The 12,951-nt window shown below is 42.0% G+C and carries 11 protein-coding genes and 6 tRNA genes; 16 read left to right on the forward strand and 1 reads right to left on the reverse strand.

Features of this window, described 5'->3' with window-relative positions:
• Nucleotides 1-2 precede the first annotated feature (2 nt).
• The 14 genes from M1F56_RS09315 to M1F56_RS09380 all read left to right on the forward strand — a co-directional run bounded on the left by M1F56_RS09315 (nucleotide 3) and on the right by M1F56_RS09380 (nucleotide 8,759).
• Nucleotides 3-75: transfer RNA gene (locus M1F56_RS09315), tRNA-Phe, on the forward strand.
• A 17-nt stretch (nucleotides 76-92) separates the two neighbouring features.
• Nucleotides 93-173, forward strand: a tRNA-Tyr gene (locus M1F56_RS09320).
• A gap of 11 nt (nucleotides 174-184) precedes the next feature.
• Nucleotides 185-255, forward strand: a tRNA-Trp gene (locus M1F56_RS09325).
• 14 nt (nucleotides 256-269) lie between these two features.
• Nucleotides 270-342, forward strand: a tRNA-His gene (locus tag M1F56_RS09330).
• A gap of 13 nt (nucleotides 343-355) precedes the next feature.
• A tRNA-Gln gene (locus tag M1F56_RS09335) sits at nucleotides 356-427 on the forward strand.
• Between the two features lie 9 nt (nucleotides 428-436).
• Nucleotides 437-520: transfer RNA gene (locus M1F56_RS09340), tRNA-Leu, on the forward strand.
• Nucleotides 521-702: 182 nt separating this feature from the next.
• Nucleotides 703-1,980: a gamma-glutamylcysteine synthetase gene (locus M1F56_RS09345; RefSeq protein ID WP_247917524.1), complete on the forward strand. Its 1,278-nt coding sequence runs from the start codon at nucleotides 703-705 to the stop codon at nucleotides 1,978-1,980.
• 75 nt (nucleotides 1,981-2,055) lie between these two features.
• Nucleotides 2,056-3,540, forward strand: coding sequence for a threonine synthase (thrC, locus tag M1F56_RS09350; protein ID WP_247917525.1), 1,485 nt, complete (start codon nucleotides 2,056-2,058; stop codon nucleotides 3,538-3,540).
• Nucleotides 3,541-3,600: 60 nt separating this feature from the next.
• Nucleotides 3,601-4,881 carry an MATE family efflux transporter gene (locus tag M1F56_RS09355; protein WP_061599301.1) on the forward strand — a complete coding sequence of 427 codons (1,281 nt, stop codon included), beginning with the start codon at nucleotides 3,601-3,603 and terminating at the stop codon, nucleotides 4,879-4,881.
• Between the two features lie 3 nt (nucleotides 4,882-4,884).
• Nucleotides 4,885-5,505 carry an HAD family hydrolase gene (locus tag M1F56_RS09360; RefSeq protein WP_061599300.1) on the forward strand — a complete coding sequence of 207 codons (621 nt, stop codon included), beginning with the start codon at nucleotides 4,885-4,887 and terminating at the stop codon, nucleotides 5,503-5,505.
• 165 nt (nucleotides 5,506-5,670) lie between these two features.
• Nucleotides 5,671-6,789: a LysM peptidoglycan-binding domain-containing protein gene (locus M1F56_RS09365; protein ID WP_247917526.1), complete on the forward strand. Its 1,119-nt coding sequence runs from the start codon at nucleotides 5,671-5,673 to the stop codon at nucleotides 6,787-6,789.
• 149 nt (nucleotides 6,790-6,938) lie between these two features.
• Nucleotides 6,939-7,802, forward strand: a complete 864-nt coding sequence (locus tag M1F56_RS09370) for a DUF2262 domain-containing protein (RefSeq protein WP_247917527.1) — start codon at nucleotides 6,939-6,941, stop codon at nucleotides 7,800-7,802.
• A gap of 158 nt (nucleotides 7,803-7,960) precedes the next feature.
• A complete protein-coding gene (locus M1F56_RS09375; RefSeq protein WP_000723485.1) occupies nucleotides 7,961-8,386 on the forward strand; it encodes a MarR family winged helix-turn-helix transcriptional regulator in 426 nt (141 codons plus the stop codon).
• Nucleotides 8,387-8,396: 10 nt separating this feature from the next.
• Entirely contained in the window at nucleotides 8,397-8,759 is a 363-nt protein-coding gene (locus M1F56_RS09380) for a DUF1304 domain-containing protein (protein WP_000021886.1), read from the forward strand.
• A 40-nt stretch (nucleotides 8,760-8,799) separates the two neighbouring features.
• Here M1F56_RS09380 and M1F56_RS09385 read toward each other — a convergent pair whose 3' ends face one another.
• Nucleotides 8,800-9,657 (reverse strand): DUF975 family protein, encoded by an 858-nt coding sequence (locus tag M1F56_RS09385; RefSeq protein WP_000876921.1) that lies wholly within the window; start codon nucleotides 9,655-9,657, stop codon nucleotides 8,800-8,802.
• Between the two features lie 116 nt (nucleotides 9,658-9,773).
• Here M1F56_RS09385 and tgt point away from each other — a divergent pair, with 116 nt between their 5' ends.
• Entirely contained in the window at nucleotides 9,774-10,916 is a 1,143-nt protein-coding gene (tgt, locus tag M1F56_RS09390) for a tRNA guanosine(34) transglycosylase Tgt (protein WP_001285237.1), read from the forward strand.
• Nucleotides 10,917-11,047: 131 nt separating this feature from the next.
• Entirely contained in the window at nucleotides 11,048-12,865 is a 1,818-nt protein-coding gene (locus M1F56_RS09395; RefSeq protein ID WP_247917528.1) for an acyltransferase family protein, read from the forward strand.
• Nucleotides 12,866-12,951: the final 86 nt, after the last annotated feature.

Here is a 12,951-nt window from a genome sequence, read left to right on the forward strand (position 1 = left end):
TTGGCTCGGTAGCTCAGTTGGTAGAGCAATGGATTGAAGCTCCATGTGTCGGCGGTTCGATTCCGTCTCGCGCCATATCTTATTTATAACTTGGAAGGGTAGCGAAGAGGCTAAACGCGGCGGACTGTAAATCCGCTCCTTCGGGTTCGGGGGTTCGAATCCCTCCCCTTCCATTGCTTTAGTTACGGGCATAGTTTAAAGGTAGAACTAAGGTCTCCAAAACCTTCAGTGTGGGTTCAATTCCTACTGCCCGTGTTAATAAAATTATGGCGGGTGTGGTGAAGTGGTTAACACACCAGATTGTGGCTCTGGCATGCGTGGGTTCGATCCCCATCACTCGCCTATTTTATATTATTGGGGTATAGCCAAGCGGTAAGGCAAGGGACTTTGACTCCCTCATGCGTTGGTTCGAATCCAGCTACCCCAGTTACTATTTGCCGGCGTGGCGGAATTGGCAGACGCGCTGGACTCAAAATCCAGTGTCCGCAAGGACGTGCCGGTTCGACCCCGGCCGCCGGTATAGTATTAAAGACAAGGTTTATAAGCCTTGTCTTTTCTTTTATCTAATTACCTGTATTTGCTTGAGTCACTAAAAATTACTAATCTTATTTTTGAGTGCCATTCTAATCTTTTTTGCTTAGATTTTTGGTATAATATTACTTATTCACAATTTATTTTGATTATGAAAGAGTTTGGTGATTAATGTCTCGGTCTGTTGAATTACTAAAGAAACGTTACTTAGAAAATATAAAAGAGGAGCCTGATTTATTTGTGGGAATTGAGCTGGAGTATCCTGTTATCAATTTAGAGGGTAATGCTACAGATAGTGAAGTTGTTAAGGATCTCTTTCGGTATTTACCATCAGTTCTGGGTTTTACGATTGAAAAAGTAGATGACTTTGGAAATCCAATTCAGTTGCTTGATCCAGTCAGCCAAGATACGATCTTATTCGAAGTCTCCTATACAACTATCGAGTTTGCCTTTGGTAGGGCGGAATCCATCCAAGAGGTTGAAGTGCGTTTTCGAGATTACATGATTCTGATTCAGAAAAAGTTGGGTGAGGCAAATCATGCCATTATTGGTTCTGGAATCCATCCTTATTGGGATAAAAATGATAATCAACCGGTTGCTTATGCACGTTATCAGATGTTAATGAACTATTTGAAGTTGAGCAGAACTGTTCTAGGGACGGATTTACACGACTACCCGGAATACGGTGCTTTTATCTGTGGAAGTCAAGTTCAATTGGATGTTTCAAAGTCTAACTATTTGCGTGTCATCAATGCTTTTACTCAGATTGAAGCTGCCAAAGCCTTTTTATTTGCCAATTCTGAGTTTTCAGGGGAAGATTGGGATACCAAAATTTCGAGAGATATTTTTTGGGAAGAGTCTATGCACGGGATTTATGCTGAAAATGTAGGCGTCAATGTCAGACTCTTCAAAGACGAGAATGATTTTTTTGATTATCTAGATCATTCTGCAATCTTTACTGCGGAACGTGATGGCGAAACCTATTATTTTTATCCAATTCGAGCAAAAGATTACTTAGGGACTCCGAAAATTCATGCCTTCGCCCTTGATGGGAGGGAGATCCTTCTTTATCCTCAGGAGAAGGACTTCCAAACTCACCGTAGTTACCAGTACCAAGATTTAACAACTCGAGGTACTATTGAGTTTCGTAGTGTATGTACGCAACCCTTGAATCGTACTTTTGCTGCGACGGCTTTTCATTTGGGTTTGTTGCTTAATTTAAATAAGTTAGAAGCTTACTTGCAATCTGCGCCATTTTTTACCACATTTGGTCGTGATTACAAGTCATTGAGGCGACAATTTTCTAAGAAAATGCTCACAGATGAGGAAGAAACTGCAATTGTCGAGTTTTCAAAAGGCTTACTCCTTCTAGCTGAGGAAGGACTGGAGAAGAGAGGTAAGCAAGAAATGGTCTATTTACAGCCCTTGAGAGACAAATTGGGATTATAATTTTTGCTATAAAGCGAGAATTTTCTGAAAAATCATGATATAATGGAAAAGACTATAGATAAAGGATAGAGATTCATGACATTAGTTTATCAATCAACGCGTGATGCCGATAATACAGTAACTGCTAGCCAAGCTATTTTGCAAGGTTTGGCGACGGATGGTGGTTTGTTTACACCGCTTTCTTATCCAAAGGTCGATTTGGACTTTGAAAAATTGAAAGATGCTTCTTACCAAGAAGTTGCTAAGTTAGTTTTGTCAGCATTTTTAGATGACTTTACTGCAGAGGAGTTGGACTACTGTATCAACAATGCCTACGATAGCAAGTTTGATACTCCAGCTATTGCGCCATTGGTGAAAATGGATGGGCAATACAACTTGGAACTGTTCCATGGTTCAACGATCGCCTTTAAAGACATGGCCTTGTCTATCTTGCCATACCTTATGACGACAGCCGCTAAAAAGCATGGTTTGGAGAACAAAATCGTAATTTTGACAGCGACATCTGGAGATACTGGGAAAGCTGCTATGGCAGGGTTTGCCGATGTACCTGGTACTGAGATTATCGTCTTTTATCCAAAGGATGGTGTCAGCAAGGTACAAGAGTTGCAAATGACCACTCAGACTGGAGATAATACCCATGTTGTAGCCATTGATGGAAACTTTGACGATGCGCAAACTAACGTGAAGCACATGTTCAACGATGTGGAACTTCGTGAAAAATTGGCTGCTAATAAACTACAGTTTTCATCAGCTAACTCTATGAATATTGGTCGTTTGGTACCACAGATTGTTTATTATGTCTATGCCTACGCTCAGTTAGTCAAGACTGGTGAGATTGTAGCTGGTGAAAAAGTCAACTTCACAGTACCAACTGGAAACTTCGGTAATATCTTGGCTGCCTTTTATGCCAAGCAAATTGGTCTGCCGGTTGGCAAATTGATCTGTGCTTCAAATGACAATAATGTTTTAACTGACTTCTTTAAAACACGTGTTTACGATAGGAAACGTGAGTTTAAGGTAACGACTAGTCCATCTATGGATATCTTGGTATCTTCAAACTTGGAGCGTTTGATTTTCCATCTTTTGGGGAATAATGCGGTTAAGACAACTGAACTCATGAATGCCTTGAATACACAAGGACAATATGAATTGACAGACTTTGATGCAGAGATTCTGGGTCTCTTTGCAGCTGAATATGCGACTGAGGAAGAAACTGCGGCAGAAATTAAACGTGTTTATCAAACAGATGCTTACATCGAGGACCCACACACAGCTGTTGCCTCAGCAGTTTATAGAAAATACCAAGCGGCTACTGGCGATGCGGCTAAGACAGTGATTGCTTCAACAGCTAGTCCATACAAGTTCCCAGTGGTTGCAGTAGAAGCTGTAACAGGGAAAGTAGGCTTGACTGACTTTGAAGCCTTGACTCAATTACATGAAATCTCAGGAGTAGCAGTGCCACCAGCAGTTGATGGCCTAGAAACGGCTCCAGTTCGTCATAAAACAACAGTGGCAGCTGCTGACATGCAAGCAGCGGTTGAGGCTTATCTAGGACTTTAAGACAGAGAGAGTAAACTCGGTTGGGAAACCAACTGAGTTTCTTTTCATCAGGAGGAGAGATTGTTTAAGAAAAATAAAGACATTCTTAATATTGCATTGCCAGCTATGGGTGAAAACTTTTTACAGATGCTCATGGGGATGGTGGACAGTTACTTGGTCGCTCACTTGGGCTTAATCGCTATTTCGGGTGTTTCAGTGGCTGGCAATATTATCACGATTTACCAGGCGATTTTCATCGCTTTGGGAGCTGCTATTTCCAGCGTTATTTCAAAAAGTTTGGGGCAGAAGGATCAGTCTAAGCTAGCCTATCATGTGACTGAGGCGTTGAAGATTACTTTACTATTAAGTCTCCTTTTAGGAGCTTTGTCTATCTTCGCTGGACAAGAGATGATAGGACTTTTGGGGACTGAACAGGATGTGGCCGAAAGTGGAGGACTCTATCTATCTTTGGTGGGTGGATTGATTGTTCTCTTGGGATTAATGACCAGTTTAGGAGCCTTGATTCGTGCAACGCATAATCCTCGTCTCCCCCTCTATGTCAGTCTTTTATCCAATGCCTTGAATATTCTCTTTTCCAGTCTAGCTATTTTTATCCTTGATATGGGGATAGCGGGTGTTGCTTGGGGGACTATCTTGTCTCGTTTGGTTGGTCTTGTGATTTTGTGGTCACAATTAAAACTGCCTTATACGAAACCGACTTTTGGACTGGATAAAGACTTACTGACCTTGGCTTTGCCAGCAGCTGGGGAGCGGCTTATGATGCGGGCTGGGGATGTAGTGATCATTGCTTTGGTCGTTTCTTTTGGGACGGAGTCAGTAGCGGGAAATGCAATCGGGGAGGTTTTGACCCAGTTTAACTATATGCCCGCCTTTGGCGTCGCTACGGCAACGGTCATGCTGGTGGCTCGAGCAGTTGGAGAGGATAATTGGAAAAGAGTAGATAATTTGAGTAAACAAACCTTTTGGCTTTCTCTGCTCCTCATGTTGCCCTTGACATTTAGTATCTATGCCTTAGGGATACCACTGACTCATCTATATACGACCAATCCTGTAGCAGTCGAAGCGAGCGTTTTGGTGGTACTGTTCTCACTACTAGGGACTCCCATGGCGACAGGGACAGTTATTTATACGGCGGTTTGGCAGGGATTGGGAAATGCTCGCCTTCCCTTTTATGCGACAAGTATAGGGATGTGGTGTATCCGTATTGGGACAGCTTATCTGATGGGCATTGTTCTTGGTTGGGGCTTGCCTGGTATTTGGGCAGGGACTCTTTTGGATAATGGTTTCCGTTGGTTATTTCTACGTTACCGTTACCAACGTTATATGATGTTGAAAGGATAGAAAATGCAAAAAACAGCTTTTATTTGGGATTTAGACGGGACTTTATTGGATTCTTACGAAGCGATTTTATCAGGGATTGAGGAGACCTTTGCTCAGTTTTCTATTCCTTATGATAAGGAGAAAGTGAGAGAGTTTATCCTCAAGTATTCTGTGCAGGATTTGCTTGTGCAGGTGTCAGAAGAGAGAAAACTGGATGTGGAAGTGCTCAATCAGGTGCGTGCCCAGAGTCTGGCTGAGAAGAATGCCCAGGTAGTCTTGATGCCATGTGCGCGTGAGGTGTTGAATTGGGCAGACCAAGTAGGGATTCGGAACTTTGTTTACACTCATAAAGGGGACAATACTTTTACTATTCTAAAGGATCTGGGATTGGAATCCTATTTTACAGAGATTTTAACCAGTCAGAGTGGCTTTGAGCGCAAGCCTCATCCAGAAGCGGCTAACTATCTGCTAGACAAGTATCAGCTGGATCCTGAGAGCACCTATTATATAGGAGACCGGACTTTGGATGTGGAATTTGCCCAGAATAGCGGTATTCAAAGCATCAACTTTTTAGAATCTTCTTTTGAAGGCAATCACAGAATTCAAGAGTTAGCAGATATTCCTCATATTTTTGAGAGTAAGTAACGAGAAGATTGTGTCAGTTGTGTGACAGAGACCTAACAAACTGTTTCAAGTAATCGGGTTTGTTACAAGGAATAGACAGTTCTATTAAATAGGCCCGAGAGGGCTTTTTTTCTGCTTTTTTTGTGTTATGATAGACGGGTACTCATTTGAAAGGAATATGAACGAATGAAGAAAAGAATGATTTTAGCCTCAACAGTAGCCTTGTCTCTTGCTCCCGCATTAGGAGCTAAAGCTCAAGAAATCTCTTGGACAGCACGTAGCGTTGAGCAAATCCAAAATGATGTGACGAAAAACGAGAACAAAAACAGTTACACAGTTCAGTATGGTGATACCCTGAGCACGATTGCAGAAGCTTTGGGGGTAGATGTGACGGTTCTTGCTAATTTAAACAAAATCACTAATATGGACTTGATTTTCCCAGATACTGTCCTCACTACAACTGTCAATGAGGCAGAAGAAGTAACGGAAGTTGAAATCCAAACTCCTCAAACAGATGCTAGTGAAGAAGTGACGACTGCGACAGCTGATTTGACAACCAACCAAGTAACCGTCGATGAACAAACGGTTCAAGTAGAAGACCTTTCTCAACCAATTGAGGAAGCTCCAACTGCAACCGAGACGGAAAAACCAGCAGAAGTAGCGCCAAGTTCAGAAGTTTCTGAGACAGCGACAGTTGCTGAAGATACACCATCTACAGAAACACCTGTAGCTGAAGAAACGGCAGCAACAACTCCAGCAGAAGCACCAGTAGCAGCTGCGCCGGCAACTGAAACGCCTGCTGATACAACAGGAACAAGTGCAGCAGAAGAAACAGCAGCATCAACAGCAACTTCTGACACTGTAACTTCGACTTATCAAGCAGAGCAAAGCCAAACTCCTTCAAGAACGTATTCAGCTCCAGCGGCTCCTGACTATGCAGGACTTGCTGTAGCTAAGTCTGAGAATGCTGGTCTTCAACCACAAACTGCAGCCTTCAAAGAAGAAATTGCCAATTTGTTTGGAATTACATCCTTTAGCGGCTACCGTCCTGGTGACAGTGGAGACCATGGTAAAGGATTGGCCATCGACTTTATGGTTCCAGTGAGTTCAGCACTCGGAGATCAAATTGCAGAATATGCAGTCAAAAATATGGCTAGCCGTGGTATCAACTATATCATCTGGAAGCAACGTTTCTACGCTCCATATGATAGTAAATATGGACCAGCCTACACGTGGAATCCAATGCCGGATCGTGGTAGTGTGACCGAAAACCACTATGACCACGTTCACGTATCAATGAATTAAGAATAATAAGAAGCTATACATTTAAAAGTGTAGCTTCTTTTTGTGTAAAATAGTGTCGATAAGTGAAATAAAATCTAAAACATGTTAAAATGTAAGCGAATACAAAACTATACTAACGCTTTTAAGCATAGAGAGAAAGGATGAAGTGAATGACAAATCGATTAAAAACTCCATTTGAGAAAACAAGAGATGATTTTGAAGAGGAATTTTGTGGTGAAATTGTCGAATTCTTGATTTTTACCCTCCAAAATGTAACTGGGGCCGCTTCTTTAAAAGATGGTTGTAAAATGCCGTCCGTTCATTTTAAAGCTAGTGTCAATGTTGCAACCCAGAAATTCTCTGAACGTGAGGGACGTTTGGAATGGGTATTGACTCCTGAGGAATTTGAAGAAAAGAGATGGGGCTTTAGTTTTGAACCCTACAAAATTCATCATATCAAATGTCAAAAACGCCCCTTCATGGAGTTAGAGCCATATATGTCAGAAGTAGCTAATAACTGCTACCACTTGCTGGAATACCTAGATGACCAATCCTCAGACTCTAGGTTAGAGACCTTGATTGAAACCTATCAAAAACCGGTCATCATTCAAGACGATATTGGCGAATTCACCTTAAACAGAGCCTATTCTTGGTTTGAAGGATTCATCACTTACGAGGGTGATAAGATTCATGCTATCTTTGCTGCGAGTGCAGATGAAAGTCTCCCTCCAAGTTCTTTTGATGATCTAAAAAAATTTATGGGAACTTTCCAAGTTCAAGATACTCGGATTAAAGACTATATTGTCAAAGAACTGTGGGAAACAGCTCAAGACTGGATAGATTCAGATGAAAATGATGTGGAGTTAACAGAAGAGTATTTTACCAACTCTCTTTCCTTGAGTGAACTATCGATCAACGAAGACGGGGAATTGACCCTCTACTATGATGATAGCGAGGAAATTTTTGCAGGCCATGCCATCGAAGTTGTCATTGATAAAGAGGGAGAAATCCTTCGAGCAGATTTGGTAGGTTAGTGCTGGATTTTATCTAGAATATAGAAATAATAGCCTTTTGGGATTGAAACCAAGAGGCTATTTTTCGTGAGTAAGCAAAATAGTTGCGTTTTTAATCTTTCTGTAATATACTTGATAACTCAATAGTTGATAAATCAAGTGTACGCAAGGAGGTAGAAATGAAAAAAATTAACGACTTACTGTACCAGCTCCATTTAACAGATCAGATGATCACTCAACTCTTTGAAAAACAATTGGGAATTAGTTTGACCCGCTATCAAATCTTGCAGTTTTTACTGCAGCAGTCACCCTGCAACCAGATTGCCGTTCAGGAGAAGTTGCAAATCGACCAGGCAGCCTTGACCCGACATTTTAAAGTTTTAGAGTCAGAGAACTATGTCAGTCGCAAGCGTAATCCGGCCAATCAGCGAGAAGTCTTAGTTGAATTAACCCAAGAAGCTAAGAATCAACTCTTGGTCAGTCCATCCCAACATCACTTGAAAGTGAAGGAGCAGATGGAGAACATACTGTCAGTTGCTGAGCAGCAAGAGCTGACGACTTTACTGACTAAACTAGTGTCAGGGTTAGAAAAAATAGAATTTTAAGGAGAAGAATATGTCTATTTTTACAATTATTTTAGCAACTATCGTTGCTTTGGAGCATTTTTACATTTTTTATCTGGAAAGTGTAGCTACGCAATCAGATACTACTAGTCGCGTGTTTAATGTGGATAAGGAAGAACTGGCTCGTCCTTCAGTGAGTTCATTATTTAAAAATCAAGGAATTTATAATGCTTTGATAGGGGTCTTTCTCTTGTACGGGATTTATTTCTCACAAAGTTTGGAAATTGTGACCATCTTTGTTTTATTTGTGCTTGGTGCAGCGACCTACGGTTTTCTGACAGCAGACAAGAAGATTCTAATGAAGCAAGGTGGGCCCGCTATTTTGACTCTGCTGAGTATGTTATTTTTGAAATAAGAAAACCAGCTTCCTGAACGACGCTGGTTTTTGTATGCTCTTATCCATTTCGACGTTTACGGGCTAGTAGGGCTCTGTAAAAGAAGATGTGATTGTTTTGGATATAGGGAAGGAGTGAAAAGCTAGCAATTCCAAAAGTGATCCAATTGAGGAAGTACCAAGGGAGTAGTTGTAGGTCGAGGACAAAGCGTTGAAATTTGTAACCCTTCATCAAGAAACGGCTGGTTTTCAGGATTTGACGGGGTTTAGCCTGTCCTAAATCTAGAGTATCGCAGAGGAGGAATTCTACCTGCGAGTAGGCATAATGTTGCGGGATATAGAGGGCATTTCCTACAATCATCAAGATGAGGCTCGCGAAAAAGTAGAGTCCAAAGGTCAGAAGGAATTGCTCCGTTTCAACGGATGAGAGGTCTAGTTTTGGAAATTCTGGATGTAGGGCAACAAATCTACGAGCCAAGAGATTGCTATAAAAGAGGAAATAAACGCCTACTAAGTTTGGAATGCTCCATAAAAAGAGGTAGAAACGTTTGAGGAGCAGAGTTAGGAAGGTTTGCGAGAAGCGCTCTTCAGCAAAGAGGGCCAGGCTTGATTTTACTGAAAGTTCCGTATCAGGATCCTTGAGGAGTCGGAGTGTCGCAAAAGCAGCACCTGCTAAAAAAATCGTGCTCATAAAAGAAACCACTAACGGGAAGAGATAGGCTTGGAGCACTTGTGCCAGCATGCTGAAAAAGGATTGCTCTAAAACACGTTCTTGGAGACGAGCCAAGGGGTTGAGAAAGCCTGACAAGATGACCAGCATACTAGGAAGGAGATAGACCAGAAGGAGGCGGGGATTTTCAGCCTGAAATTGCCTAGTCTGCAGACGAATGGTTTTTAAATCAATTTTTGGGTATTTCATTCTTTCATTATACCATAGTTCGTGACAGTTCCTGGTTTTTTTGATAAAATCATACAGTATGCCTTTAGGCACAAAGTATGAACTGGGACTGTCTTTCCCAGCTTCGGAGGTAGAAAATGTCAGATTCACCAATCAAATACCGTTTGATTAAGAAAGAAAAACACACGGGAGCTCGTCTAGGGGAAATTATCACGCCGCACGGTACCTTCCCAACGCCTATGTTTATGCCAGTTGGGACCCAAGCTACTGTCAAGACTCAGTCACCTGAGGAGTTGAAGGAGATGGGGTCAGGGATTATCCTGTCAAACACCTACCATCTCTGGCTTCGCCCTGGGGACGAACTCATCGCACGCGCAGGTGGTCTCCACAAGTTCATGAATTGGGACCAGCCAATCTTGACGGATAGTGGTGGTTTTCAGGTTTATTCTCTAGCAGATAGCCGCAATATCACAGAAGAAGGGGTAACCTTTAAAAACCATCTCAATGGTTCTAAGATGTTCCTATCGCCAGAAAAAGCTATCTCCATCCAGAATAATCTTGGATCAGATATCATGATGTCTTTTGATGAATGTCCTCAGTTTTACCAACCTTATGACTACGTTAAGAAATCCATCGAGCGTACAAGCCGTTGGGCTGAGCGTGGTTTGAAGGCTCATCGTCGTCCGCACGACCAAGGCTTGTTTGGAATTGTGCAGGGAGCAGGATTTGAAGACCTTCGTCGTCAGTCAGCTCACGACCTTGTCAGCATGGATTTTCCAGGCTACTCTATCGGTGGTTTGGCAGTGGGAGAAACGCACGAAGAGATGAATGCAGTCTTGGACTTCACAACCCAACTTCTCCCAGAAAACAAACCTCGCTATTTGATGGGAGTGGGAGCGCCAGATAGCTTGATTGATGGGGTGATTCGTGGTGTGGATATGTTTGACTGTGTCTTACCGACTCGTATCGCTCGTAATGGGACTTGTATGACTAGCCAAGGTCGTTTGGTTGTCAAAAATGCCCAATTCGCTGAAGATTTTACGCCACTGGATCCTGAGTGTGATTGCTATACATGTAAGAACTACACACGCGCCTACCTTCGTCACCTGCTCAAGGCTGACGAAACCTTCGGTATCCGCTTGACTAGCTATCACAATCTTTACTTCTTGCTTAACCTGATGAAGCAGGTCCGCCAAGCTATCATGGATGACAATCTTTTGGAATTTCGTGAGTATTTTGTGGAAAAATATGGCTACAACAAGTCAGGACGCAATTTCTAAAGTGTAAAAATAGAATGCTGAAATCCTAAGTTTTCTCTTAGGATTTTTCTTCTTTTTTTGATAAAATAAGGTGTATTATGGAATAAAAATTAGATGTTTTTACGATCTAATTGAGTGGGGAATAAACTCGTATGCGTATTAAATGGTTTTCCTTGATTAGGATTACAGGTTTACTTTTGGTGCTCTTGTACCACTTCTTTCAAACGATCTTTCCTGGAGGCTTCTTTGGGGTAGACGTCTTTTTCACTTTTTCAGGATTTTTAATCACTTCTCTCCTTTTAGAAGAATTTGGGAAGGCACGCCAGATTGATTTACTGGGCTTTTTTAAGAGACGGTTTTACCGCATCGTACCACCTGTGGTTCTGATGGTTTTGGTGACCATGCCCTTTACCCTCTTAGTTCGCCAAGACTATGTTGCTGGAATTGGCGGTCAGATTGCGGGAGTTTTTGGTTTTATGACCAACTTCTATGAGATGTTAACAGGGGGAAGTTACGAATCCCAGTTCATTCCGCATCTCTTTGTTCACAACTGGAGTCTAGCTGTTGAGGTTCACTACTATATCCTTTGGGGCTTAGCGGTTTGGTTCTTATCGAAACGTTCAAAATCTAGTAGTCAATTGAGAGGGATGGTATTTCTCCTTTCTGCGGGAGCTTTCATCATTAGCTTTTTCTCCATGTTTATTGGTAGTCTAATGGCTAGTTCCCATTCGTCTGTCTACTTTTCAAGTTTAACCCATGTCTATCCCTTCTTTTTAGGAAGTATTTTGGCGACGGTTGTGGGTGTTCGTCAGACGAGCGATTTAGTTAAGCAGTTTGATCGGACGTGGGATCTTCGTCAGAATCTACTGGTGTTTGCTGCAGGCCTCTTGGTATTAGTACTCTTGACCTTCTTTGTCAAGTTTACCTACCTGTTCGCTTATCTATTTGGTTTCTTACTGGCAAGTTTAGCGGCAGTGACCATGATTTTTGCTGCGCGTGTCTTGCATGAGAAAACGCCTGAGATACAAGAACCTCGGATCATTACATTTTTAGCGGATACCAGCTACGCGGTTTATCTCTTCCACTGGCCTTTTTATATTATCTTTTCTCAGTTGATGAGTAATTTGCCTGCTGTTATTCTGACAATCATCTTTTCTTATTTCTTTGCTATCCTATCCTTCTATATTATTGAGCCATTGATTGCTGGTAAATCCAATCCTTTAATACGGAAGATTAGTCGATTGCCTCATATTAAACCAATTAGTGCTGGTGCTGCTGGCATTCTTACCTTGATTACCTTGATTATCATAGCTGTGGCTCCTCATGTTGGAGCTTTTGAGACAGACTTGATGGTCAATGGTTTCAAACAAGCCCAGACCAATATAGGACAAACAAAGACTCTTGCTGAACAAGCTGAACTGAGTCGCCTAGGAATTTCTGATGGAACAAGCCTAATAGGAGATTCGGTAGCTTTGCGTGCCAATACAGCCTTACAAGAGGCACTCCCTGAAGCGAATATCAATGCCCAAGTTAGTCGAACGACCAAGCAAGCCAATGACATCATGCTCAATAACAGTCAGAACAAGGCACTGCTAAAAACAGTCGTCATTGCAACGGGAGTCAACAATCCTGAAGGCTACAAGAATGATTTGGACAGCATCGTGAACAATCTACCGAAAGGACACCATCTGATACTGGTGACACCTTATGAGGGAGACAAGAGCAAGGACACTTACACATCAGTGGAGCAGTATGCGGCTTATGCGCGGGAATTAGCTGAAAAGAATCCTTACGTGAGCATCGCTGACTGGAATAAAGTTGCTAAGGAGCACCCTGAAATCTGGGCTGGAACCGACCAAGTCCACTTTGGGAATGATAGCAACATGATTGAAGAAGGTGCTAAGCTATACGCAGAAACGATCGCAGCTGCCGTTAAGGCTGCTCAAGAACTGCCTGTAAAATCAAAATAAGATCAAAGAGTTGGAGAAATCCAGCTCTTTTAAAATATCTCTAGAAAATAGGTCTATACCATTTACAAATGAAAAAGAAAGGTTTA

Origin of the sequence: Streptococcus oralis (assembly GCF_023109005.1) — a bacterium.
Classification (GTDB): domain Bacteria; phylum Bacillota; class Bacilli; order Lactobacillales; family Streptococcaceae; genus Streptococcus; species Streptococcus oralis_BU.